Origin of the sequence: Pseudomonas kuykendallii (genome assembly GCF_900106975.1) — a bacterium.
GTDB lineage: Bacteria > Pseudomonadota > Gammaproteobacteria > Pseudomonadales > Pseudomonadaceae > Pseudomonas_O > Pseudomonas_O kuykendallii.
The window spans coordinates 131,077-156,026 of record NZ_FNNU01000006.1; the positions used below are offsets into that span (position 1 = coordinate 131,077).

Below are 24,950 nucleotides of genomic sequence, written 5' to 3' on the forward strand. Positions count from 1 at the left end.
GGGCGGCGTTGGCGATCGGCGCCAGATGAAGGTATTCCCCCCTCTCCCCGGCCCTCTCCCGCGAGGGGGAGAAGGCTGGCAATGCGAGGAGGAACCGTCCTTCGTCAGTTCTGGATGTAGACGACGTGGGTGTGGGTGAACTCGTAGAGGCCGTGCTTGCCGTCCGCGCCGCCGATGCCGGATTTGCGCACGCCGGCATGGAAGCCCTGCATGGCCTCGAAGTTCTCGCGGTTGATGTAGGTCTCGCCGAAGTCGATCTCGGCGCAGGCCTTCATCGCCGCGCCGAGGCTGCGGGTGTAGATCGATGAGGTCAGGCCGTATTCGCAGTCGTTGGACAGGGCGATGGCTTCATCCAGGTCATCGACGATCTGCACCGGCAGCACCGGACCGAAGATTTCCTTGCGCATGATCTCCATGTCGGACTTGCAGCCCGCCAGCACCGTCGGTTGGTAGTGGAAGCCCTTGCCCAAATCGGCCACGGCGCCACCGGTGACGATCTGCGCGCCCTGGCTGCTGGCGGTCTTGACCATCTGCGCGACCTTGTCGAGGCCGATCTGGTTGACCAGCGGGCCCATGTCCAGGTCGGCGTCGGTGGACGGGTCGCCGTACTTGGTGGCGGCCATGGCGCTGGCCAGCTTGTCGATGAACTGATCGGCCACCTTGCGCTCGACGTAAACCCGCTCGGCGCAGTTGCACACCTGCCCGGTGTTGATCACCCGCGAGGCGGTGATCGCTTTCACGGCCAGCTCGAGGTCGGCATCGGCCAGGACGATGGCCGGCGCCTTGCCGCCGAGTTCCAGGTTGAGCTTGGTGATGTTCGGCGCCGCGGCGGCCATGATCCGCGAGCCGGTGGCGATGCTGCCGGTGAAGCTGATCAGGTCGACGCCGGGATGGCTGGTGAGGGCATGCCCGACGCCGGCGCCGGTGCCGCTGACCACGTTGAACACCCCGGCAGGCAGGTCGGTTTCGGCCACCAGGCGGGCGAACTCGAAGCAGTTGATCGGGGTTTCCTCGCTGGGCTTGATCACGATGGTGTTGCCGGTGATCAGCGCCGGCGCCATCTTGCGGGCGATGAGGAAGAACGGGAAGTTCCACGGCAGGATGCCGGCGACCACGCCGAGCGGCTTGCGGAACAGGAAGACGTTTTCCCCGGCGCGGTCGCTGGTAAGGATTTCGCCTTCCAGGCGGCGCGCCCATTCGGCCATGTAATCGAGGTAGTCGGCGGTGAAGTTGACTTCCACCAGCGCCAGGCCAGGCACCTTGCCCTGCTCCTGGGTGATGACACGGGCCAGGCGCTCGGCGTTGTCGCGCACCTTCTGGGCGATCCTGCGCAGGTAGCCGGCACGTTCGATGGCCGGCTTGGCGGCCCAGCCCTTCTGCGCCTTGCGCGCGGCGGCGATGGCACGCTCGACCTGCACATTGGTCGCCTGCGGCACTCGCGCCAGCAGCTCGGCGTTGGCCGGGTTATGCACCTCGATCAGCTCTTCGCTGCCGATGAAGGCGTTATCGATGTAGTTCTGGTAGGTGACGATGGTGCTCATTGCGTTTCTCCCATCCACGAGTAAAAGCCCGCCGCAGCGGGCGTCCGGGGGTCAGTTGGCGGCGGTCTTCTTGGCGGCGGCCTGCTGTTCCTGCAGGTCGTAGGCACGCTTGATCAGGTACTGATGCACCGCTTCGGCCTGCTTCGCGTCGAGATGGCCCTCGAACGACGGCATGCCGTCCGGGATGCGCGCGCCATAGACGATGCCGAGGAAGCGCTCGTGGTTTTCCTTGCTCAGGGTGCGCAGGTCAGGCACCACGCCGCCGCTGATGGCATTGATGCCGTGGCATTGCGAGCAGCTCGAATTGAACAGTTCGCGGCCCTGGTCGATCTGTGCCTGGGTGCCGGTGAGTTTCGGCGGCTCGGGCTTGCGGTCGGCGAAGCGGTCCTTGAGGTCGGGGAGCGTGGCGGTTCCGCCGAGCTTGTAGGTCAGCACCTGGGCGTTGGGCTTGACCCCGGCGCGCAGCGACAGGGCGCCGGCGAAGGTGGAGAAGGCGCCACCCCAACCGGCCATGAAGGTCACGTACTGCTCGCCGTCCACTTCATAGGTCACCGGCGCCGCCATCACCCCGGTGTTGGCGGGCTGTTCCCAGAGCTTCTTGCCGGTGTCGGCGGCGTAGGCCACCACGCGGCCGTTGGCGGTGCCCTCGAACACCAGGTTGCCGGCGGTGCTCAGGGTGCCGCCGTTGAAGATGGTGGTGTACGGCACTTCCCACGCGGCTTCCTGCTTGACCGGGTCCCAGGCGATCAGCTTGCCGGTCCAGGTGTCGGCGATCTTGCGCAGGCCTTCGGGGTCTTCGGGCATCATCCCGGTGTTCACGTCGAGCTGATAGATGCTCTTGAACTTGGAGCGCGGCGGTGCGCCATCGACGTCCTGGTACATGGCCGACATGATGTGCGCCGGGATGTACACCAGCCCGGTCTGCGGGTTGTACGACATGGGCTGCCAGTCGTGCGCCCCCCAGAACGCGGGCTGGATCAGGCGGGCCTTTTTCTCCGGGTCCTTCCAGTATTCGGCGACCTTCTCGTTGCGGATCGGCCGGCCGGTCTTCATGTCGATGCCGGTGGCCCAGTTGATCGGGATGAAGTTCTTCGCCGAGAGCAGCTCGCCGGTTTCACGGTCGATCACGTAGAAGAAGCCGTTCTTCGGCGCCTGCATCAGCACCTTGCGTTTCTTGCCGTCGAGTTCCAAGTCCACCAGCATGATGTGCTGGGTCGCGGTGTAGTCCCAGGCATCGCCCGGCGTGGTCTGGTAGTGCCAGACGTACTCGCCGTTGTCCGGTTTGATGGCGACGATGGACGAGAGGAACAAGTTGTCGCCCTTGCCCTCGCTGCGGATGCGCGGGTTCCACGACGAGCCGTTGCCTACGCCGATGTACAGGAGGTTCAGCTCGGGGTCGTAGGACATCGAATCCCACACCGTCCCGCCACCGCCCTGCTTGTGGTAGTTGTTGCCGAACCAGGTCTTGGCGGCGATTTCCATGCCCTTGCCTTCGGGCATTTCCTTGGGGTCACCCGGTACGGTGAAGAAGCGCCAGTCCTGCTTGCCGGTCTCGGCATCGTAGGCGGTGATGTAGCCGCGCACGCCGAATTCGGCGCCACCGTTGCCGATGATGACCTTGCCTTTGACGATGCGCGGCGCGCCGGTGATGGTGATGCTGCGGGTGTGGTCGCTGCGGGTGTCGACGCTCCAGACCTTCTGCCCGGTCTTGGCATCGATGGCTTCCAGGCGGCCGTCGAGCACGCCGACATAGACCTTGCCATTCCACACCGCCACGCCGCGGTTCACCGCATCGCAGCAGGCTTCGCCAGCGCGCGAACGGTCGGACTGCGGGTCGTATTTCCACAGCAGTTTGCCGTTGCGCGCATCCAGCGCGTAGACGATGGAAAACGGTCCGGTGGTGTACATCACGCCATCCACCACGATGGGCGTGGCTTCGACGCCCCGGTCGATGTCCAGCTTGTAGCTCCAGGCCAGGCCGAGCTTGTCGACGTTGCCGTCGTTGACCTGTTTCAGCGGGCTGAAGCGTTGCTCGTCGTAGGTACGCCCGGTGGACATCCAGTTGCCGGGTTCCTTGTCCGCGGCGGCGATCCGCGCGCCGTCCACAGCGGCCGGCTGAGGTGCGGCCAGCGAGGTGGTGGAGCCGAGGACGAGAAGGATGGCGATGCACAGGGAATTCAGTGGAACGGCGCCGGAGGCACGCCCGCTTTCAGGCAAGCGGGCTGCGCGCGAAGCGAGGCCAATCTGTTTCATGGGTTTCTCCCGATTTCTTATTAGGGGCTGGAGCGTTTCGCTGCAGTCCCATTCAGAAGAGCAACCGCTATGCCAGCCACCGGCGGAGCCCTTGCAGGCCAGGAGCGACGCGGCCTTCAGCGATCAGAGAGGCGGTTTTGGCGGCATCGCGCGCCGCTACAGCTGTCGCATTCGCCGAGACAGGCAGAACAGTTCTGCGACAGCCAATGGGCGGCGCGCCGCCGAACGACAGGCAGGAAAAACGCGGCCGGAGCCGCGTTCGGGGAGGAGGAAAACGCCAGCTGGACGGCGGCTTCAGGGCGTGACGATGTTGAAGTTGCCGTCCGGTTCGTCCATGCCGCCCAGCAGCCGGCCGAGCTTGAGACGTTCGCCCTGCATGCTGATGTTGCCGACCATGAGTTGCTTGAGGAAGCTGGTTTCCTTGAGGGCGATGCGGTCGAGCAGCTCCTTGTCCATGGTCACGCTGACATCTGCCTGCGGATGCAACACACCGTCGCGATGGGTGAGCACGCCGTTGCGCAGCGTCAGTGCGTAGTCTTCCTTGAGGTCGCTGAAGCTCCAGTTGATCAGCAGGTCCTCGCCGGCCTCCTTCTCGGCGTCGATGCGCACCGACAGGTAGTCGAAGAACATCGCCGGGGTCAGCGAGCGGACCAGGTCTGGCGCGTTGCTGCCGACGCTGGGCTGCCTGGAAACACCGTTGCGCAACTCGTTGGCGCCCATCAGGTAGGCGTTGCGCCAGGTGGCGTTCTCGCTCTGATAGCCGAGCTGCTCGAGGGCGTCGGCCTGCAGCTCGCGGGCGGCCTTGTTGTCCGGCTCGGCGAACACCAGGTGGTTGGTCAGTTGCGCCACCCAGCGGTAGTCGCCCTGTTTGAACGACTCGCGGGCCAGCGCCAACACCTTGTCCGCCCCGCCCATGGCCGCCACGTAGTGCTGGCCGGCCTCGACCGGTGGCAGCGGGTTCAGGTTGGCCGGATTGCCGTCGTAGAAGCCCATGTAGCGCTGGTACACGGCGCGCACGTTGTGGCTCAGCGAGCCGTAGTAATCGCGGGTGTACCACTTGTTGGCCAGCCTGGGCGGCAGCGTCTTCAGCTTCTCGGCGATCTCCATCGGCGTGAGCCCCTGGTTGAGCAGGCGCAGCGTCTGGCTGTTGATGAAGGCGTACATGTCGCGCTGGTCGGCGAGGAAGGTCTGGATCTCCGCCCGGCCCCAGGTCGGCCAGTGATGCTGGGCGAACAGCACGTCGGACTTGTCGCCGTAGCGCTGCAGCGCCTGGTCGAGATAGCCGGCCCAGACCTTCGGATCGCGTACCAGCGCGCCCCGCAGGGTAAGGATGTTGTGCTGTACGCGCGCCGCATTCTCGGCCATGCACAACGCGCGGAACTGCGGGAAGTACAGGTTCATCTCCGCCGGCGCCTCGGTGCCGGGGGTCAGCTGAAACTCGATGTCGATGCCGTCGATGCGACGCCGCTCGATGGGCTGCGCGATCACGTCGGTGGGCCGGATCAGTGTGATGGTGCCGGCGCTGGGCACCGACTTGCCGAGCCCGGCGTCGACCTGGCCGCGCTCGCCGCGTGGCAGCGGCGCGCCGTACATGTATTGCGCGCGGCGGCTCATCGCCGGGCCGGCCATCACGTTCTCGCTGATGGCGTGCTCGAAGAAGCCTTCCGGCGCATAGATGCGCACCTTGCCGGCCTTGACGTCCGCCTCGTCGACCACCCCGCGCACGCCGCCGAAATGATCGACGTGCGCGTGGGTGTAGATCACCGCGACCACCGGCTTGCGCGGGCGGTGCTTGTAGTACAGCTCCAGCGCGGCCTTCGCCGTGGCCTGGTTGAGCAGCGGGTCGACGATGATCAGCCCCGTGTCGCCCTCGATGACGTTCATGTTCGCCAGGTCCATGCCGCGCAGCTGGTACAGCCGCTCGCTGACCTGGAACAGCCCGGCGATGTTGTTCAGCTGCGCCTGGCGCCAGAGGCTGGGGTTGACCGAGTCCGGCGCCGGCTTTCCGTTGAGGAAGGCATAGGCGGGAAGGTCCCAGGCCGGCTTGCCGTCCTCGTCGCGGATCACGCCGTCGAAGGCCTCGATGAGGCCGCGACGGGCCGCCTGGAAATCGGCCTGGTCGGCGAACGGCAGGCGCTCGTTCCAGGCGGCGTTGACCGATGCGGTCAGCGCGGTGGCCGGCTTGGGTGTCTCGGCCGCCAGCGAGGTGGCGACGAATCCGCCGAACAGGGCCAGGGATAGGCCTTGCAGCAAAAGGGGCACGGGCATGAAGTTTCTCTCTTCTTCTAGGACGATCGCAGTGTGCGACAAGCGAAACGGCCGCTTGTCCCGTACCACGCGTGAAAGAGAGCGCGTAGGCGGAAAAAGCATCCCTGCCGTTCCGCCCGAAGGCCGTCGAAGCGGCGACCTGGCGAGGCGATCAGATCGCGGTGACGCCGCCGTCCACGGCCAGTGCATGACCGGTGGTGAAGGCTGCGCCGTCGCTGCACAGGTAGAGCACCGCGGCGGCGATCTCCTCGACCAGGCCGATGCGACCGACGGGGTGCATGGCGGCGGCGTACTCGGCCTTGCGCGGGTCCGCCTCGTAAGCGCGGCGGAACATGTCGGTATCGATCACCGCCGGGCACACCGCGTTGACCCGCAGTTTCTTCTTCGCATACTCGATCGCCGCGGATTTGGTCAGGCCGATCACCGCATGCTTGGAGGCGGCGTAGATGCTCATCTTCGGCGCCGCGCCGAGGCCGGCCACCGAGGCGGTGTTGACGATCGCGCCGCCGCCCTGGGCCAGCAGCAGCGGGATCTGGTGCTTCATGCACAGCCAGACGCCCTTCACGTTGACCGCCATGATGGCGTCGAACTCGTCCTCGCCACCGTCGGCCAGCTTGCCCTTCTCGATCTCGATGCCGGCGTTGTTGAACGCGTAGTCCAGGCGACCGTAGGCGCCGATCACGCCTTCCATCAGGGCTTTCACGTCCGCCTCGCGGGTGACATCGCAGCGCAGGAAGCAGGCCTCGCCGCCGGCGGCGCGGATCGCCTCGACGGTGGCTTCGCCATTGGCGGCATCCAGGTCGGACACCACCACCTTCAACCCTTCGCTGGCGAACGCCAGGGCGGTCGCGCGGCCGATACCGGCCGCGCCGCCGGTGACCAGGGCAACCTGGCCGGAAAACGTCATGCTCATCGTCAGTCCTCAGCAGTGGCGAGTAATGGTGTGCCGCAGTCTATCCACGCACCCACGCAGGTCGGCATCACTATCAGGACGCCGGTTGGCTGGCGATCCATCCTGCTGATGAAGCACCCTGCCCCACCATCAGTCGAACGGATCGGCGGGCATTCCCCGGGCAGACGAAACTTGAACCCGGGCGCCGGGCGAACTATCACAGTCACCTACCCATCGATTCGAGTACCTGCCATGACTGCCGCCACCAATCGCCAATTCCTCCTCGCCAAACGCCCCGTCGGCGAAGCCACCCGCGACATTTTCGAGTACGTCGAGAAGCCGGTGGGCGAACCCGGCCAGGGGCAGATCCTGGTCCGCGTGAAGTACCTGTCCCTCGACCCGGCCATGCGTGGCTGGATGAACGAGGGCAAGTCGTACATTCCGCCGGTGGGCCTGGGCGAGGTGATGCGCGCCCTGGGCGTGGGCGAAGTGGTCGCCTCGCAGCACCCCGACTTCGCCGTCGGCGACCACGTCAACGGCGTGCTCGGCGTGCAGGACTATTACCTCGGCGCGCCGAACGGGCTGTACAAGGTCGACCCGCAGCGCGCGCCACTGCCGGTCTACCTGTCCGCCCTCGGCATGACCGGCATGACCGCCTACTTCGCCCTGCTGGAAACCGGTGCGCCGAAAGCCGGCGATACCGTGGTGCTGTCCGGCGCCGCTGGCGCGGTCGGCAGCGTTGCCGGGCAGATCGCCAAGATCAAGGGCTGCCGCGTGATCGGCATCGCCGGCGGCGCCGAGAAGTGCCGCTACCTGATCGACGAGCTGGGCTTCGACGGCGCCATCGACTACAAGAGCGAGGATCTTGCCGAAGGCCTCAAGCGCGAATGCCCGAAAGGTGTCGACGTCTATTTCGACAACGTCGGCGGAGACACGCTGGACGCCGTGCTGAGCCGTCTCGCCCGCGGCGCGCGGGTGGTCATCTGCGGCGCCATCAGCCAGTACAACAACAAGCAGGCGATGAAGGGCCCGGCCAACTACCTGTCGCTGCTGGTGAACCGCGCGCGTATGGAAGGTTTCGTGGTGATGGACCACGCGGCCGGCTTCCCGGCGGCGATGAAGGAGATCGGCGGCTGGCTGGCCAGCGGCCAGTTGAAGAGCCGCGAGGACATCGTCGAAGGCCTGGAAACCTTCCCGGAAACCCTCGGCAAACTGTTCAAGGGCGAGAACTTCGGCAAGCTGGTGCTGAAGGTCAGCTGAGCGACGCCTTGCGTAGGGTGGGCTTCAGCCCACCACAGTGCGCTCAGCGCCGAAGCGGTGGGCTGAAGCCCACCCTACGTTCTTAGCTACGCGAAGCTGCGTCTTCGGCGGCCGATCACCAGTGATCCAAGCCGGCGTCCAGCGCCTCGCGCGGGGTGGGGCGAAAAGTTCGGCAAGCGGGCACTGAAGCTCAGCTGAACGACGCCTTGCGTAGGGTGGGCTTCAGCCCACCACAGTGCGCTCAGCGCCGAAGCGGTGGGCTGAAGCCCACCCTACGGTCCGTCTGGGGTCCGAGCTATCGACGAAGCCTCAGGCCAGTTCGGCGACCACCGCTGACAGCGCCTGCGCCGGGTTGGCCGCCTGGCTGATCGGGCGGCCGATCACCAGATAGTCGGAGCCGGCGTCCAGCGCCTCGCGCGGGGTGAGGATGCGACGCTGGTCGTCCTGCGCGCTGCCGGCCGGGCGAATGCCGGGAGTGACCAGCTGCAGCCGTGGATGCGCCGCTTTCAATGCACTGGCCTCCTGCGCCGAGCAGACCAGGCCATCCATCCCGGCTTTCTCCGCCAGCGCCGCCAGGCGCAGCACCTGAACCTGGGGTTCCACGTCCAGGCCGATTCCGGCCAGGTCCTCGCGCTCCATGCTGGTCAGCACGGTCACGCCGATCAGCAACGGCTTCGGCCCGTTGAAGCGGTCCAGCATCTCGCGGCAGGCAGCCATCATCCGCAGCCCGCCGGAGCAGTGCACGTTGACCATCCACACGCCCATCTCCGCCGCCGCCTTCACCGCCATCGCCGTGGTGTTGGGGATGTCGTGGAATTTCAGGTCGAGGAAAACCTCGAAGCCCCGGTCGCGCAATGTACCAACGATGTCCGAGCCACAGCGGGTGAACAGCTCCTTGCCGACCTTGACCCGGCACAGCGCCGGATCGAGCTGATCGGCGAGTTTCAGCGCGGCGTCGCGGGACGGGAAATCCAGAGCGACGATGATCGGGGACTGGCAGGCGGACATGGCGGGCTCTCACGGCGGATCGAAAACGGCGCGCATTGTCGCAGAAAGCCGGAGTTTTCCGTAGCCGCGCGAGGTGCCGAAGGACGATTTTCCGACCTCTCCGCACGCCTGCGGGCGACTTGGCCTCGCCCCGATCCTCCCGGCTGGCGCGCTCGACTTTGGCTCGGCGGCGCGCGCTGAATCGATTCACTTTCTCCGCTCGACGCACCAGCGCGACGCACGCTGACCCGCCGGTCACGCCGTGCGAGGCCATGGGAACCGCTGGGCCATGCTCTGTTTCGTGCAAAACGCAAGAATGGCACGGGGGCTGCAAAACGTAACAGAACGTGTCGAAAATCCATTGAGAGGTCAGCATGAGCACGCAACTCAAACCCACCCTCGGCACCCTGCACCTGTGGGGTATCGCCGTCGGCCTGGTGATTTCCGGAGAGTACTTCGGTTGGAGCTATGGCTGGGGCGTAGCGGGAACGCTCGGTTTCCTGGTTACCGCGCTGCTGGTGGCGGCGATGTACACCTGCTTCATCTTCAGCTTCACCGAGCTGACCACCGCCATTCCCCACGCCGGCGGCCCCTTCGCCTACAGCCGCCGCGCCTTCGGTGAAAAAGGCGGGCTGATAGCCGGCCTCGCCACGCTGATCGAGTTCGTCTTCGCGCCGCCGGCCATCGCCATGGCCATCGGCGCCTACCTCAACGTGCAGTTCCCCGGTCTCGATCCGAAGTTGGCCGCGGTTGGCGCGTACATCGTCTTCATGACCCTGAACATCCTCGGCGTGAGCATCGCCGCGACCTTCGAGCTGGTGGTGACCATCCTCGCGGTGGCCGAGCTGCTGGTGTTCATGGGCGTGGTCGCACCGGGCTTCAGCTTCAGCAACTTCGTGCTCAACGGCTGGGCCGGCTCCAACGAGTTCGGCGGCGCGGCGATTTCCGGCATCTTCGCCGCGATCCCCTTCGCCATCTGGTTCTTCCTCGCCATCGAAGGCGCCGCCATGGCCGCCGAAGAAGCCAAGGACCCGAAACGCACCATTCCCAAGGCCTACATCGCCGGCATCCTGACCCTGGTCACGCTGGCCATGGGCGTGATGATCTTCGCCGGCGGCGTCGGCGACTGGGCGGCCCTGTCGAACATCAACGACCCGCTGCCGCAGGCGATGAAAGTGGTGGTCGGGGAAAGCTCCGGCTGGCTGCACATGCTGGTCTGGATCGGCCTGTTCGGTCTGGTCGCCAGCTTCCACGGCATCATCCTCGGCTACTCGCGGCAGTTCTTCGCCCTCGCCCGCGCCGGCTACCTGCCGGCCAGCCTGGCCAAGCTGTCGCGCTTCCAGACGCCGCACCGGGCGATCATCGCCGGCGGCGTGGTCGGTATCGCGGCGATCTACAGCGACGGCCTGATCAACCTGCAAGGCATGACCCTGACCGCGGCGATGATCACCATGAGTGTGTTCGGCGCCATCGTCATGTACATCATGAGCATGCTCAGCCTGTTCAAGCTGCGTAAGAGCGAGCCGAACCTGGAGCGCACCTTCCGCGCGCCGGGCTACCCGATCGTGCCGGGCATCGCCCTGGTGCTGGCAGTCGTCTGCCTGGTGGCGATGGCCTGGTTCAACGCGATCATCGGGCTGATCTTCCTGGGCTTCATGGTGGTGGGCTTCGTCTACTTCCTGCTGACCGGCCATCAGCGCGCCAACGCCCGCAGCGACGTGCTGTTGACCGGTGGTGCCGCCTGACGTTTAGTGACGCCTGAGTGCCGACGCCGGACGCTTGCGCCCGGCGTCGTCGTTTCCGAGCCCGCCGTCGCGCACCGGACCCCGACGCGCCGCGGCCCGCCCCACGGAGCCCCGCCATGCCTTACAGCACATCCGTCGGCAGCCAGACCTACCGCTTCGCCGACCTCAAGACCCTGCTGGCCAAGGCCAGCCCCGCGCGCTCCGGCGATTATCTGGCCGGCCTCGCCGCGGCGACCTACGAGGAACGCATGGCGGCGAAGATCGCCCTCGCCGACGTGCCGCTCAAACGCTTCCTCGAGGAAGCGCTGATTCCCTACGAAGCCGACGAAGTCACCCGCCTGATCATCGACGGCCACGACCTCGCGGCGTTCGCCCCGATCTCCCACCTCACCGTCGGCGACCTGCGCGACTGGCTGCTGCTCGATTCCACCGACAGCGCCACGCTGAGCGCCGTGGCGCCAGGCATCACGCCGGAAATGGCGGCAGCGGTGAGCAAGCTGATGCGCAACCAGGACCTGATCCTGGCGGCGAAGAAGTGCCGCGTGGTGACCCGCTTCCGCAACACCATCGGCCTGCCCGGGCACCTCTCCGTGCGCCTGCAACCCAACCACCCCACCGACGACGTGCGCGGCATCGCGGCGAGCATGCTCGATGGCCTGCTCTACGGCTCGGGTGACGCGGTGGTCGGCATCAACCCGGCGAGCGACTCGCTGCCGACCCTGATGCGCCTGTGGCAGATGCTCGATGAAGTCCGCCAGCACTTCGACATTCCGATGCAGAGCTGCGTGCTCACCCACGTCACCACGCAGATCCAGGCCATCGAGGCCGGCGCGCCGCTGGACCTGATGTTCCAGTCGATCGCCGGCACCGAGAAGACCAATTCCAGCTTCGGCATCAACCTGTCGATCCTGCGCGAGGCGCACGACGCCGCGCAGAGCCTCGGCCGCGGCACCGTAGGCGACAACCTGATGTACTTCGAGACCGGCCAGGGCTCGGCGCTTTCCGCCGGCGGCCACCACGGCGTCGACCAGCAGACCTGCGAGGCGCGCGCCTATGCCGTGGCCCGCGAGTTCAAGCCGCTGCTGACCAACACCGTGGTCGGCTTCATCGGGCCGGAGTACCTCTACGACGGCAAGCAGATCATCCGCGCCGGGCTGGAAGACCATTTCTGCGCCAAGCTCCTCGGCGTGCCGATGGGCTGCGACGTCTGCTACACCAACCACGCCGAAGCCGACCAGGACGACATGGACACCCTGATGACCCTGCTCGGCGCCGCCGGCATTACCTTCATCATGGGCATTCCCGGCGCCGACGACATCATGCTCAACTACCAGAGCACCTCGTTCCACGACGCGCTTTACCTGCGCAGCGTGCTCGACCTGAAACGCGCGCCGGAATTCGATGCCTGGCTGACGCGCATGGCGATCACCGAGGCCTCCGGGCAACTGCGCGAGATCGGACGCGGCCACCATCTGCTCAAGCAACTGCCCTTCCTTTCCGGAGCCGCCTGATGAGCGACCTGACCCTGACGCAAGGCAACCCCTGGGACGAACTGCGCGCGCACACCTCGGCGCGCATCGCGCTCGGCCGGGTCGGCTCCAGCCTGCCGACCAGCGAGGTACTCAAGTTCGGCCTGGCGCACGCCCAGGCGCGCGACGCGGTGCACCGGCCGCTGGACTTCGACGCCCTCGGCGACGAACTCCAGGCCGCCGGTTTCCGCACCCTGCGGGTGAAGAGCGACGCCGAGGACCGGCATGTCTACCTGCTGCGCCCGGACCGCGGCCGCAGCCTCGACGAAGCGTGCCGCGAGCGCCTGCGCGAGGAGGCACCGGCGCCGGAACTGGCCGTGGTGATCGCCGACGGGCTGTCCTCGATCGCCGTGCAGAACCACGCGTTGCCGCTGCTGCGCCTGTTCCGCGAACGCTTCGAGGCCGACTGGGCGAACACGCCGGTGGTGCTCGCCGAACAGGGACGCGTGGCGATCGGCGACGGCATCGGCGAGGCGCTGCGGGCCAGGCTGGTGATCGTGATGATCGGCGAACGCCCCGGGCTGACGTCGCCGGACAGCCTCGGGCTGTACGTCAGCTACGCGCCGAAGGTCGGCCTGATGGACAGCGAGCGCAACTGCATCTCCAACGTGCGCCCGGAAGGCCTGCCCTATGGCGTAGCCGCCCACAAGCTCGACCACCTGGTGCGCGGCGCGCTGCGCCTGCAGCTCTCCGGCGTGGCGCTGAAGGACGACAGCACGCTGCATGACGTACTGCCCGCGAACTGACAGGCTGGTTCGCGCGTCCTAAGGTAAGGACACCCAAAGACAAGAAGGAGATTCCCATGCCCTGGTATGCCTGGCTGATTCTGCTGGTCGCCATCGGCTCCATCGTCGGCGGCCTGATGATGTTGCGCGACACGGCGAAGGAAGTGCCGCTGTCCAAGGAACAACTCGACCGCGTCCACCAGCGCAACGCCGAAGCGGACGCCCAGGACGCGGACGACCGCTGACCGCCCTCCCCGCGACTCCACGGGCTTCACCTACGCCAGCGGCCGCGCCTGGCGCAGCGTGGGCGAAGCCCGCCTCCTTCTCGTCAGCTCACGGCTCGAACGCAGCGCTAATGCCTGGCGTCGTCCTGCGCGGTCGCGGCGTCGAGGTGATAGCGCGCCAGCAGCGCGGCATAGCGACCGTCGCGGCGCAGCGCTTCGAGGATCGCCGAGAGGCGCTCGGCGTCGATCGGCCCGTTCGGGCGAATCAGCGCCAGCGGGCGAAACGTCTGGTCCACGCGCGTGGAAACCAGTAACCGCTCACGCAGCTCGGGGCGCGCGTCGAAGTCCATGCGCAGGTAGGACTTGGCCATCACCGTGAGATCGATGCGCTGGCGCAGGAGCATTTCCAGGTTGGTCTCGTGGGAGCGGCTGACGACGACGTCGAAGCGCTGGTGCAGGCGCTCGCTATCGCTCTCGAAATCGGCGAAGGCATAGTGATAGCCGATATGCAGCCCCAGGCGTTTGTCTTCCAGCGTGGCGAAGTAGCTCTGGTCGCGGCCAGGCACCGCGCGGGCGACGAAGACTTCCGAGTCGTCGATACCCAGGTCGAGGGTCTGCATGGGGATGTCCTGCCAGCCCCACTGCCGCGACTCGAACAGCACCAGGTCGATACGACCGCGGGTGAAGTCGCGGTAGCGCCGCCCCGTGGAGGTCAGCGTGATCTCGAAGCGGTAGTCGTCCTGCACCGCGTTCATCGCCTCCAGCAGCTCCGGCAGCAAGCCCCTCGGCTCACCCTGCGCCGGCATCGTCACATAGGGCGGATACTCGGTCGCGCCGACCACCACGCGCTGCGCGGCAAGCAGCGACTGAGTCAGCAGACAGCAGAGCAGAAAGAGGATTTTGCTAGGCGCGAACACGAAGGGTTCCCCGATGACGAGTGCGGCGCCCCGCGGATTCGGGGCTACTCGTTATCGGCCGGTTTCAGCGTTCCTTGATGACCAGTGACAGCGCCTGCTCGGCCAGTTGATCGAGGCTCATTGGACCCTCGGGGCGGAACCAGGTGTTCGTCCAGCTCAGCGCGCCGGTCAGGAAACGCCGCAGGATGAAGCTGTCGCCGCTGAAATAGCCCGCCGCGCGGGCCTCGTCGAGCACGTCGAGCCAGAGCTGCTCGTAGGTATCGCGCAGGCCGAGGATGTAGCGCTGGCTGTCCTCGGACAGCGACCGCCATTCGTAGACGAGCACCGCCATCGCCTCGCCGGTGCCGCCCATGATCGATTGCAGCTCGCAGCGGATCAGCGCCAGCACCCGCCCGCGCAGATCCTCGGCCTGCGCCAGCGCGGCGTGCATCAGCGCGGTGTTGTAGCGGATGGTTTCCTCCATCACCGAACGGAGGATCTCATCCTTGCTCTTGAAGTGATGAAAGATGCTGCCGGACTGGATGCCCACCGCGCTGGCCAGGTCGCGCACCGTGGTGCGCTCGTAGCCCTTGCTGCGGAACAGGTGCGCCGCCGTTTGCAGCAACTTGCCGCGGGCGCTTTCAGGATCGGTGATCTGTCCGCTGGCGAGCAATTCCGCCATCACTGCCTGGGCCTGCCGATCGTCCACGCTGAATTCCCCACTTACTGTCTGATGCGCCATCGGCAAAACCGTCCGATATACGCAAGTCATTGTGTATGCGAAGGAATTTATGCCCCACCGAGTCGCCAAGCAAGCGCTTGGGCAAGAAAAGCATCGCGACAGGGTTTTCAACCAAGCGCTTGCTTGGTAGTCTCCACTGCAATCGAATCCCGCTGCAGGAATTCTCCATGTCAAAGACCGTTCGCATCGGCTGCGCCTCCGCCTTCTGGGGCGATACGTCCACGGCCGCCGCACAGCTGGTCCAGGGTGCGCAACTGGACTACCTAGTGTTCGACTACCTCGCGGAGATCACCCTGTCGATCATGGCCGGCGCGCGCATGAAGAACCCCGAAGCCGGCTACGCGACGGATTTCGTCGAGGTGCTGGCGCCGCTGCTGGAGGACATCTCCAGCAAGCGCATCCGCGTCATCAGCAACGCCGGCGGGGTCAACCCGCACGCCTGCGCCCAGGCCCTCGCCAGCGCCTGCGCCAAGGCCGGCGTCGACCTGAAGATCGCCGTCCTGCACGGCGACGACCTGCAGCCGAGCTTCGCCGAGCTGCGCAAGGCCGGCATCCAGGAGATGTTCAGCGGCGACCCGCTGCCGCCGATGTGCGTATCGATCAATGCCTACCTCGGCGCGCCGGGCATCGTCGCGGCGCTGCAACAGGGCGCGGACATCGTCATCACCGGCCGGGTGGTCGACAGCGCTGTGGTCAGCGCCGCACTGGTGCATGAGTTCGGCTGGGCCTGGGACGACTATGACCGGCTGGCCCAGGCCGCGCTGGCCGGGCACATCATCGAGTGCGGCGCGCAGTGCACCGGCGGCAACTTCACCGACTGGGAACGCGTGCCGGACTACGAGCACATCGGCTTTCCCATCGTCGAGGTCGCCGCCGATGGCCGCTTCGTGGTCGGCAAACCGCCGGGAAGCGGCGGCCTGGTCAGCCCGTTCAGCGTCGGCGAGCAACTGCTCTACGAGATCGGCGACCCGCGCGCCTACCTGCTGCCGGACGTGGTCTGCGACTTCACCCAGGTGACGCTCGAGCAGGTCGGCGAAAACCGCGTCGCCGTGCAGGGCGCCCGTGGCCTTGCGCCCACCGAACGCTACAAGGTCAACGCCACCTGGCCGGACGGTTTCCGCTGCGTCGCCAGCTTCCTCATCGCCGGGATCGACGCGGTGCGCAAGGCGGAACGGGTAAGCCGGGCGATCGTCGCACGCTGCGAGGAAATGTTCGCCCAGCGCCACTGGGCGCCTTTCGCCCAGGTCGACATCGAGCTGCTCGGCGCCGAAGCCACCTACGGCGCGCGGGCCGAACGCCGCGACGCCCGCGAGGTGGTGGTGAAGATCGGCGTGCGCCATCCGCGCAAGGAAGCCCTGCTGCTGTTCTCCCGCGAGATCGCCCAGGCGGCGACCGGCATGGCGCCGGGCTTGACCGGCATCGTCGGCGGACGGCCGACGGTGTACCCGGTGATCCGCCTGTTCTCCTTCCTGATCGACAAGGGCGCCTGCGCGCTGAGCGTCGAGCTGAACGGAGAACGCCTGCCCGTCGCCCTGCCGCCCCGCCCGGCGCTGGATACCCGGGAACTTCCCGAGGACCTGCAACCGCCGCGCCCCGAGGGCGAAGCGGACACCAGCGTGCCGCTGATCCGCCTCGCCGTGGCCCGTTCCGGCGACAAGGGCGACCACGCCAACATCGGTGTGATGGCGCGCCGCCCCGAGTACCTGCCGTGGATCGCCGAAGCGCTGACCTGCGATGCCGTGGTGGAGTGGATGCGCCAAGTGCTTGACCCGGTCACGGGGCGCGTCGCCCGCTGGTACCTACCCGGCACGCACAGCCTGAATTTCCTGCTGGAGAACGCCCTGGGCGGGGGTGGCGTGGCCAGCCTGCGCATCGACCCGCAAGGCAAGGCGTTCGCCCAGCAACTGCTGGAATTCCCGGTGCCGGTGCCTCGCGTACTGGCGCAGACGCTGCCGGTGGAGCACGAGGTGTAGCCGGGCGAATCAGTGGGTGGAAAACGCTTCGCGGTCGTCCACCCTACGCGACAGACAGGGCACCACCTTGACAGGGTGGTGCCCGATACGAGCCGAAGGACAACAACAATGACATACGACTCGATCTTCAAACCCGGCCTGTTCAGCGGCCGGACCGTGCTGGTCACCGGCGGCGGCAGCGGCATCGGCCGTTGCACCGCGCACGAACTGGCGGCTCTGGGCGCCCAGGTGGTGCTGGTCGGGCGCAAGCAGGACAAGCTGGAAAACACCGCCGGCGAGATCGTCGAGGACGGTGGCAGCGTCGCCTGGCGGGTCTGCGACATCCGCGAGGAAGACGCGGTGAAGGCCATGGTTTCGGCGGTGATCGCCGAGCACGGGCCGATCCATCACCTGGTCAACAACGCCGGCGGCCAGTACCCCGCCCCGCTCGCCTCGATCAACCAGAAGGGCTTCGAGACCGTGGTGCGCACCAACCTGGTGGGCGGCTTCCTGGTCGCCCGCGAAGTCTTCAACCAGAGCATGAGCCGCACCGGCGGCAGCATCGTCAACATGCTCGCGGACATGTGGGGCGGCATGCCCGGCATGGGCCACTCAGGCGCGGCACGTGCAGGCATGGAGAACTTCACCAAGACCGCCGCCGTCGAGTGGGGTCATGCCGGGGTGCGGGTGAATGCCGTGGCGCCGGGGTGGATCGCCTCCAGCGGCATGGACACCTACCCCGAGGCGATGAAGAAGATGATCCGCTCGCTCAAGGATCACGTGCCGTTGCAACGCATCGGCAGCGAGTCGGAAGTCTCTGCCGCCATCGTCTTCCTGCTGTCTCCGGCGGCGGCCTTCATCAGCGGCCACAGCATCCGCATCGACGGCGCGGCGAGCCAAGGCAGCCGGGCCTGGACGCTTGGGGCTGCGAAGAACCCCGAGGGCTACAACGGCTTCCACCGGGCCTACCTGCCGGACGTGCTGAAAGGAGAATGACGCGATGCCGGTGATCCAGTCCGAACTCGATGTACACGGCGACACCTTCGCCGCCAACCGCGACGCCATGCTGGCGGCCCTCGAAGGCTTTCGCAGCGTCGAACGGCAATGCCTGGAAAAGGCCGCCCAGGCCAGGGAGAAGTTCGACCGCCGCGGCCAACTGCTGCCGCGCGAACGGCTCGACCTGCTGCTGGATGCCGGCAGCCCGTTCCTCGAACTCTGCGCACTGGCCGGCTACAAGCTGCACGACGACAAGGACGGCACCCAGGCCGGCGGCGGAATCATCTCCGGCATCGGCTACATCGCCGGGGTGCGCTGCCTGATCAACGCCAGCAACAGTGCGATCAAGGGCGGCACCATCTCGCCCAGCGGGCTGAAGAAGACCCTGCGCCTGCAGCAGATCGCCATGGAAAACAAGTTGCCGCTGGTGACCCTGGCCGAAAGCGGCGGCGCCAACCTCAACTACGCGGCGGAAATTTTCGTCGAGGGCGCGCGCGGCTTCGCCAACCAGGCACGGATTTCCGCCATGGGCCTGCCGCAAATTACCGTGGTGCACGGTTCATCCACTGCCGGCGGCGCCTACCAGCCGGGGCTCTCGGATTACGTGGTGGTGGTGCGCGGCAAGGCCAAGATGTTCCTCGCCGGCCCGCCGCTGCTCAAGGCCGCCACCGGCGAGATCGCCACCGACGAGGAACTGGGCGGCGCGCTGATGCACGCCCAGGTCGCCGGCACCGCCGAGTACCTGGCGGAGAACGACGCCGACGGCGTGCGCATCGCCCGCGAGATCATCGCCATGCTGCCGTGGAACGCGCAGCTGCCGGTGCGCCAGCGAGCGCCCCATGCGCAGCCGCTGTACCCGGCCGAGGAGCTGCTCGGCGTGGTTCCGGCCGACCCCAGGAAGCCCTACGACGTGCGCGAGATCATCGCGCGGATCGCCGACGGCTCGGAGTTTCTCGCCTTCAAGCAGGAGTTCGACGCGCAGACCGTCTGCGGCCACCTGCGCATCGAAGGCCAGCCCTGCGGGCTGATCGGCAACAACGGCCCGATCACCCCGCAGGGCGCGGCCAAGGCAGCGCAGTTCATCCAGCTCTGCGAACAGAGCAACACGCCGCTGCTGTTCCTGCACAACACCACCGGCTTCATGGTCGGCACCGAGTCCGAACGCCAGGGCGTGATCAAGCACGGCTCGAAGATGATCCAGGCGGTGGCCAACGCCACGGTGCCCAAGCTGACGCTGGTGGTCGGCGGCTCGTATGGCGCCGGCAACTACGCGATGTGCGGCCGCGGCCTCGACCCGCGCTTCATCTTCGCCTGGCCGAACAGCCGTACCGCGGTGATGGGCGGCGCGCAGGCCGGCAAGGTGCTGCGTATCGTCACCGAGGAAAAGCACGCCAAGGACGGCAAGGTCGCCGACCCGAAGATGCTCGACATGCTGGAAAGCGTCACCGCGCAGAAACTCGACAGCCAGTCCACCGCGCTCTACGGCACCGCCAACCTGTGGGACGACGGACTGATCGACCCGCGCGACACGCGGACGCTGCTGGGCTATCTGCTGGACATCTGCGCCGAGGCCGAACGGCGGCCGTTGAAGAAGAACAGCTTCGGCGTGGCGCGTTTCTGATCCCGATACACGAATCGGTGCGCACAGCGCACCCTACGGAGAACTGCGCAGGAACCGACCGTAGGGTGCGCCATGCGCACCAACCAAGATCGCGGTGCGCACAGCCTACGCGGCACCCCCTACTGGAGAACAACAACAATGATCTTCACCCAGGAACACGAGGAGCTGCGCCGCACGGTGCGCAATTTCGTCGACAAGGAAATCAACCCGCACGTCGACGCGTGGGAAAAGGACGGCCGGTTCCCGATCCACGATATCTTCAAGAAGGCCGGCGAGCTGGGCCTGCTGGGCATCTCCAAGCCGGAGAAATTCGGCGGCATGGGCCTGGACTACAGCTACTCGATCGTCGCCGCCGAAGAGTTCGGCACCATCCATTGCGGCGGCATCCCGATGTCCATCGGCGTGCAGACCGACATGTGCACCCCGGCCCTGGCCCGCTTCGGCTCCGACGAGCTGCGCGAAGAGTTCCTGCGCCCGGCCATCAGCGGCGAAATGGTCGGCTGCATCGGCGTATCCGAAGTCGGCGCCGGCTCCGACGTGGCGGGCCTGAAGACCACTGCGCGCAAGGACGGCGACGACTACGTGATCAACGGCAGCAAGATGTGGATCACCAACTCGCCGTCGGCCGATTTCATCTGCCTGCTGGCCAACACCAGCGACGACAAGCCACACGTCAACAAATCGCTGATCGTGGTGCCGATGAAGACGCCCGGCATCACCGTCAGCCCGCACCTGGACAAACTCGGCATGCGCAGCTCGGAGACCGCCCAAGTGTTCTTCGACAGCGTGCGCGTGCCGCAGCGCAACCGCATCGGCCACGAAGGCGCCGGCTTCATGATGCAGATGCTGCAGTTCCAGGAAGAGCGGCTGTTCGGCGCCGCCAACATGATCAAGGGCCTCGAGCACTGCGTCGACGCCACCATCGATTACTGCAAGCAGCGCCACACCTTCGGCCTGCCGCTGATCGACAACCAGGTCATCCACTTCCGCATGGCCGAACTGCAGACCGAGATCGAGGCGCTGCGCGCGCTGGTCTACCAGGCCACCGAGATGTACGTGAAGGGCCGCGACGTGACCAAGCTGGCGTCGATGGCCAAGCTCAAGGCCGGCCGCCTCGGCCGTGAGGTCACCGACGCCTGCCTGCAGTACTGGGGCGGCATGGGCTACATGTGGGAGAACCCGGTGGCGCGCGCCTACCGCGACGTGCGCCTGGTCAGCATCGGCGGCGGCGCCGACGAAATCATGCTCGGCATCATCTGCAAGCTTATGGGCATCCTGCCGGGCAAGAAGAAGGTGTGATCGTAGCGTGGATCGCGCTTTATCGATCCACCACCACGGTGGATCGATGAGACGTGATCCACCCGACGTGCTGTAGCGGCCTGCGCCGCGAAACGCTGGACTCGAAGGTATTCCCATGAACGACCTGCCCCACTGCGAAACCCTGCTGCTGAAGCTCGACGCTGGCGTGCTGCACGTCACCCTCGACCGCCCGGACAGCCGCAATGCCATGAGCCTGGCGATGGTCGGGGAGCTACGCGCCGTACTCGCCGCCGTGAACCAGGACCGCAACGTGCGCGCTCTGGTGCTGCGCGGCGCGGGCGGGCACTTCTGCGCAGGCGGCGACATCAAGGACATGGCCGGGGCGCGGGCCAGGGGCGGCGATGCCTACCGCGAACTGAACCGCGCGTTCGGCGCCCTGCTGGAAGAGGCGCAACAGGTTCCGCAGGTGCTGATCGCCGTTCTCGAAGGCGCGGTACTGGGCGGCGGCTTCGGCCTGGCCTGCGTGTCCGACATCGCCATCGCCTCGACGACGGCCAGGTTCGGCCTGCCGGAAACCAGCCTGGGCATCGTTCCGGCGCAGATCGCGCCCTTCGTGGTGAAACGCATAGGCCTGACCCAGGCCCGGCGCCTCGCGCTGAGCGCCACACGTTTCGACGGCCTGGAGGCGCTGCGTCTGGGCCTGGTGCATTTCAGCGAGCCTGACGCGGAGCTGGAGCAGCGGCTGCAGCAGGTGCTCGAACAGGTGCGCCAATGCGCGCCGGGCGCCAATGCGACGACCAAGGCGCTGCTGCTGGCCAGCGAAGACGAACCACTGGACGCCCTGCTCGACCGCGCCGCCGGCCTGTTCGCCGACGCGGTGCTGGGCAGCGAGGGCGTGGAAGGCACGACGGCCTTCGTGCAGAAGCGCAGGCCGAAGTGGGCCCGGTAGTGGCTCTCCCCTCTCCCGCTTGCGGGAGGGAGGTCGGCGGAGAGGGAACAAACAGACCCAGCGTTTGTAGGGTGGATGTCGCTCTTCACATCCACCGAAACACCGCACGGTGGATCGATGAAGCGCGATCCACCCTACGTTTTAACGGCAGATCGTAGGGTGGATGTCGCTCTTCACACCACCAGAACACGCACGGTGGATCGATAAGCGCGATCCACCCTACGCAAACCACAGTGGTTCGAACGGCAGGAGTAGGACAACAACATGGCTGCATTCGACAAGATCCTCATCGCCAACCGTGGCGAGATCGCCTGCCGGGTGATGCGCACCGCCATCGAACTCGGCTACCGCACCGTGGCGGTGTATTCCGAGGCCGACGCCGACGCCCGCCACGTCGAACTCGCCGACGAAGCGGTGTGCATCGGCCCGGCCCAGGTCAACCAGTCGTACCTGGTGATCGAAAACATCATCGCGGCGGCACAGAAAACCGGCGCCGACGCCATCCATCCCGGCTACGGCTTCCTCTCCGAGAATGCCGACTTCGCCCGCGCCTGCGAAGCGGCGGGCATCGTCTTCATCGGCCCGGGCGTCGAGGCGATCCACCTGATGGGCAGCAAGCGCCTGTCCAAGATCGCCATGCTGGACGCCGGCGTGCCCTGCATTCCGGGCTACGAGGGCGCCGATCAGGACGAGGCGAACCTGGCCGAACAGGCCGCGCGCATCGGCTATCCGTTGATGATCAAGGCCAGCGCCGGCGGCGGCGGCCGGGGCATGCGCCTGGTGCAAGACAGTGGCGAGCTGATCGCCGGGTTGCGCACCGCACGCTCGGAGGCGCAGAACGCGTTCGGCAACGGCGAACTGATCCTCGAGCGCGCGCTGGTCCAGCCGCGCCACGTGGAGATCCAGGTTTTCGGCGATAGACACGGCAACGTCGTGCACCTCGGCGAGCGCGACTGCTCGGTGCAGCGTCGCCACCAGAAGGTCGTCGAGGAATCGCCCTGCCCGGTGATGACACCCGCGCTGCGCCAGGCGATGGGCGATGCGGCGGTCAAGGCCGCGGCGTCGGTCAGCTACGTCGGCGCCGGCACTGTGGAGTTTCTCCTGGACGCAAACGGCGAATTCTTCTTCCTGGAGATGAACACGCGGCTGCAGGTCGAGCACCCGGTCACCGAACTGGTCACCGGCCAGGACCTGGTGGCCTGGCAGATCAAGGTCGCCGAGGGCCAGCCGCTGCCGCTGCGCCAGGAGCAGATCCAGCTCAGCGGCCACGCCATGGAGGTGCGCCTGTACGCCGAGGACCCGGCGCACGGCTTCCTGCCACAGACCGGCGAGGTGCTGCGCTGGGAGCCGGCCGAGCGCGAGGGCATCCGCATCGACCACGGCCTGCGCGAAGGCCAGCGCATCAGCCCTTTCTACGACCCGATGCTGGCCAAGGTGATCGCCTACGGCGCGACCCGCGACGAGGCGCGGCGCAAGCTGATCCGCGCGGTCGAGGACTGCGTGCTGCTGGGGGTGAACGGCAACCAGCGTTTCCTCGCCAATCTGCTCAGGCACCCGCAGTTCGCCGCCGGACGCGCCAGCACCGCCTTCATCGCCGAGCATTTCGCCGACGATGCCAGCCTGTTTCCGCAGCGCGCTGCTACCGGCGAGCTGGCCTGCGCCGCCGCCCTGCTCTACCAGTCCCACGCGCAGGCGAACCGCCAGCGTACGGGCTGGCGCAATGCGGCGCAGGCGACAGCGTGCTTCCAGCTCGGGCAGGCCGAGCAGCGTCATCGGGTGGAGCTGCGGGTGATCGAACCCGGCGCGCAGCCGCAGCTCCTCGCCCAGGTTGGCGACGCGCGTATCGCGCTGCGGCTGCTCGATGGCGACGGCCGCTGGGCGACCCTGGAAATCGATGGAGTCCGCCGGCGCCAGGCCTACCACCTGGCCGGCGACAAACTCTGGCTATACGGCGCATCCGGCAATCTGGAACTGGTCGATCTGACCCAGGCCGCGGCCGACCCTTCACAGGCGGAAGGCTCGACCACGCTCAAGGCGCCCATGGACGGCGCCATCGTCGAGGTCCTGGTGAGCGAGGGCGAGCGCGTCGCCAAGGGGCAACTGCTCGTCGTGCTGGAAGCCATGAAGATGGAGCACTCGCTCAAGGCCGGCCTCGACGGCATCGTCGTCCGGGTCCAGGCGAACAAGGGCGAGCAGGTGAAGAATCGCCAGATGCTGGTGGAGATCGAACCATCCGAAGCCTGACAAGGGCTTGCATAACAACAATGAGCGGAGAGCAACCATGTCCCTGTACGGCAAAACGCTATTCATCACGGGAGCCAGCCGCGGCATCGGCCGGGAGATCGCCCTGCGCGCGGCCCGTGACGGCGCCAACATCGTGGTCGCGGCGAAGAGCGCCGAGCCCCACGCCAAGCTGCCCGGCACCATCTTCAGCGTCGCCGAGGAAGTGGAGGAAGCCGGCGGCAGGGCCCTGCCGCTGCAACTCGACGTGCGCGATGAGAGCGCGGTGTCTGCCGCCATGGCGCAGGCGGCCGAACACTTCGGCGGGCTGGATGCGCTGGTCAACAATGCCGGCGCGATCAAGCTGCTCGGCGTCGAGAAGCTTGAGCCCAAACGCTTCGACCTGATGTTCCAGATAAATACCCGCGCAGTGATGGTCTGCAGCCAGGCGGCGCTGCCCTACCTGAAGCAAAGCGCCAACGGGCACATCCTCAGCCTTTGCCCGCCGCTGAACCTGGCGGGCAAGTGGTTCGCCCAGCACGGGCCCTACACGGTGACCAAGTACGGCATGAGCATGCTCAGCCTGGGGATGCACGAGGAGTTCGGCCGCTATGGCATCAGCGTCAACGCGCTCTGGCCGAAAACGATGATCGCCACCGCGGCGATCGAGTTCGAGCTGGGCAGCCGCGACGCCTTCCTGCGCGCCCGAACGCCCGCGATCATGGCCGACGCCGCCCACGCCATCCTCTGCACGGAAGGCCGGCAGCTCAGCGGGCGTTTGCTGATCGACGAGGAGATTCTGCGTGAACAGGGGCAAAGCGAATTCGAGCAATACCGCTTCGACCCCCAAGGCGGCAGCCTGATAAGCGATCTGTTTCTCGACTGACCGC

The 24,950-nt window shown here is 66.8% G+C and carries 19 protein-coding genes; 12 read left to right on the forward strand and 7 right to left on the reverse strand.

Going from position 1 to position 24,950, the window contains the following annotated elements:
- Positions 1 to 104: 104 nt before the first annotated feature.
- From aldA to BLV15_RS18735, 4 genes are all read right to left on the reverse strand, one after another.
- Positions 105 to 1,541, reverse strand: coding sequence for an aldehyde dehydrogenase (gene aldA, locus BLV15_RS18720; RefSeq protein WP_090231226.1), 1,437 nt, complete (start codon positions 1,539 to 1,541; stop codon positions 105 to 107).
- Between the two features lie 51 nt (positions 1,542 to 1,592).
- On the reverse strand, positions 1,593 to 3,794 hold the full coding sequence (locus tag BLV15_RS18725; protein ID WP_245728228.1) for a PQQ-dependent dehydrogenase, methanol/ethanol family: 2,202 nt from the start codon (positions 3,792 to 3,794) through the stop codon (positions 1,593 to 1,595).
- Positions 3,795 to 4,088: 294 nt separating this feature from the next.
- Positions 4,089 to 6,056: an alkyl/aryl-sulfatase gene (locus BLV15_RS18730; RefSeq protein WP_407072450.1), complete on the reverse strand. Its 1,968-nt coding sequence runs from the start codon at positions 6,054 to 6,056 to the stop codon at positions 4,089 to 4,091.
- A 157-nt stretch (positions 6,057 to 6,213) separates the two neighbouring features.
- Positions 6,214 to 6,975 (reverse strand): SDR family oxidoreductase, encoded by a 762-nt coding sequence (locus tag BLV15_RS18735; RefSeq protein ID WP_090231228.1) that lies wholly within the window; start codon positions 6,973 to 6,975, stop codon positions 6,214 to 6,216.
- A gap of 231 nt (positions 6,976 to 7,206) precedes the next feature.
- Between BLV15_RS18735 and BLV15_RS18740 the strand changes: the two genes are divergently transcribed.
- Positions 7,207 to 8,214: an NADP-dependent oxidoreductase gene (locus BLV15_RS18740; protein WP_090231229.1), complete on the forward strand. Its 1,008-nt coding sequence runs from the start codon at positions 7,207 to 7,209 to the stop codon at positions 8,212 to 8,214.
- A 309-nt stretch (positions 8,215 to 8,523) separates the two neighbouring features.
- Here the strand turns inward: BLV15_RS18740 and pyrF are convergent, their stop codons facing one another.
- The gene (pyrF, locus tag BLV15_RS18745; RefSeq protein WP_090231230.1) at positions 8,524 to 9,222 is read right to left on the reverse strand and encodes an orotidine-5'-phosphate decarboxylase; all 699 of its coding nucleotides are present in this window, start codon (positions 9,220 to 9,222) and stop codon (positions 8,524 to 8,526) included.
- 353 nt (positions 9,223 to 9,575) lie between these two features.
- On the opposite strand from pyrF, the gene eat reads away from it, so the two are divergent.
- The 4 genes from eat (at position 9,576) to BLV15_RS18765 (ending at position 13,445) form a co-directional block, all read left to right on the forward strand.
- Positions 9,576 to 10,946: an ethanolamine permease gene (gene eat / locus BLV15_RS18750; protein WP_090231231.1), complete on the forward strand. Its 1,371-nt coding sequence runs from the start codon at positions 9,576 to 9,578 to the stop codon at positions 10,944 to 10,946.
- Between the two features lie 116 nt (positions 10,947 to 11,062).
- On the forward strand, positions 11,063 to 12,457 hold the full coding sequence (locus BLV15_RS18755) for an ethanolamine ammonia-lyase subunit EutB (RefSeq protein WP_090231232.1): 1,395 nt from the start codon (positions 11,063 to 11,065) through the stop codon (positions 12,455 to 12,457).
- Positions 12,457 to 13,221 carry an ethanolamine ammonia-lyase subunit EutC gene (gene eutC, locus BLV15_RS18760; RefSeq protein ID WP_090231233.1) on the forward strand — a complete coding sequence of 255 codons (765 nt, stop codon included), beginning with the start codon at positions 12,457 to 12,459 and terminating at the stop codon, positions 13,219 to 13,221. The genes BLV15_RS18755 and eutC overlap by 1 nt, the downstream gene beginning before the upstream one ends.
- 56 nt (positions 13,222 to 13,277) lie before the next feature.
- Positions 13,278 to 13,445 (forward strand): DUF2897 family protein, encoded by a 168-nt coding sequence (locus BLV15_RS18765; RefSeq protein ID WP_090231234.1) that lies wholly within the window; start codon positions 13,278 to 13,280, stop codon positions 13,443 to 13,445.
- A 107-nt stretch (positions 13,446 to 13,552) separates the two neighbouring features.
- Here BLV15_RS18765 and BLV15_RS18770 read toward each other — a convergent pair whose 3' ends face one another.
- A complete protein-coding gene (locus tag BLV15_RS18770) occupies positions 13,553 to 14,341 on the reverse strand; it encodes a substrate-binding periplasmic protein (RefSeq protein ID WP_090231235.1) in 789 nt (262 codons plus the stop codon).
- Between the two features lie 64 nt (positions 14,342 to 14,405).
- Entirely contained in the window at positions 14,406 to 15,029 is a 624-nt protein-coding gene (locus BLV15_RS18775) for a TetR/AcrR family transcriptional regulator (protein ID WP_217632902.1), read from the reverse strand.
- A 200-nt stretch (positions 15,030 to 15,229) separates the two neighbouring features.
- On the opposite strand from BLV15_RS18775, the gene BLV15_RS18780 reads away from it, so the two are divergent.
- From BLV15_RS18780 to BLV15_RS18810, 7 genes are all read left to right on the forward strand, one after another.
- Positions 15,230 to 17,035 carry an acyclic terpene utilization AtuA family protein gene (locus BLV15_RS18780; protein ID WP_090231236.1) on the forward strand — a complete coding sequence of 602 codons (1,806 nt, stop codon included), beginning with the start codon at positions 15,230 to 15,232 and terminating at the stop codon, positions 17,033 to 17,035.
- Between the two features lie 108 nt (positions 17,036 to 17,143).
- Positions 17,144 to 18,010, forward strand: coding sequence for an SDR family oxidoreductase (locus BLV15_RS18785; protein WP_090231237.1), 867 nt, complete (start codon positions 17,144 to 17,146; stop codon positions 18,008 to 18,010).
- A gap of 4 nt (positions 18,011 to 18,014) precedes the next feature.
- Complete coding sequence (gene atuC / locus BLV15_RS18790; protein ID WP_090231238.1) at positions 18,015 to 19,631, forward strand: geranyl-CoA carboxylase subunit beta; 1,617 nt, start codon at positions 18,015 to 18,017, stop codon at positions 19,629 to 19,631.
- Between the two features lie 138 nt (positions 19,632 to 19,769).
- The gene (gene atuD, locus BLV15_RS18795; protein ID WP_090231239.1) at positions 19,770 to 20,930 is read left to right on the forward strand and encodes a citronellyl-CoA dehydrogenase; all 1,161 of its coding nucleotides are present in this window, start codon (positions 19,770 to 19,772) and stop codon (positions 20,928 to 20,930) included.
- Positions 20,931 to 21,045: 115 nt separating this feature from the next.
- Complete coding sequence (locus tag BLV15_RS18800; RefSeq protein WP_090231240.1) at positions 21,046 to 21,840, forward strand: enoyl-CoA hydratase/isomerase family protein; 795 nt, start codon at positions 21,046 to 21,048, stop codon at positions 21,838 to 21,840.
- Between the two features lie 264 nt (positions 21,841 to 22,104).
- A complete protein-coding gene (locus BLV15_RS18805; protein WP_090231241.1) occupies positions 22,105 to 24,084 on the forward strand; it encodes an acetyl-CoA carboxylase biotin carboxylase subunit in 1,980 nt (659 codons plus the stop codon).
- A 37-nt stretch (positions 24,085 to 24,121) separates the two neighbouring features.
- Positions 24,122 to 24,946: an SDR family oxidoreductase gene (locus BLV15_RS18810; protein WP_090231242.1), complete on the forward strand. Its 825-nt coding sequence runs from the start codon at positions 24,122 to 24,124 to the stop codon at positions 24,944 to 24,946.
- The last annotated feature ends 4 nt before the right edge of the window (positions 24,947 to 24,950 follow it).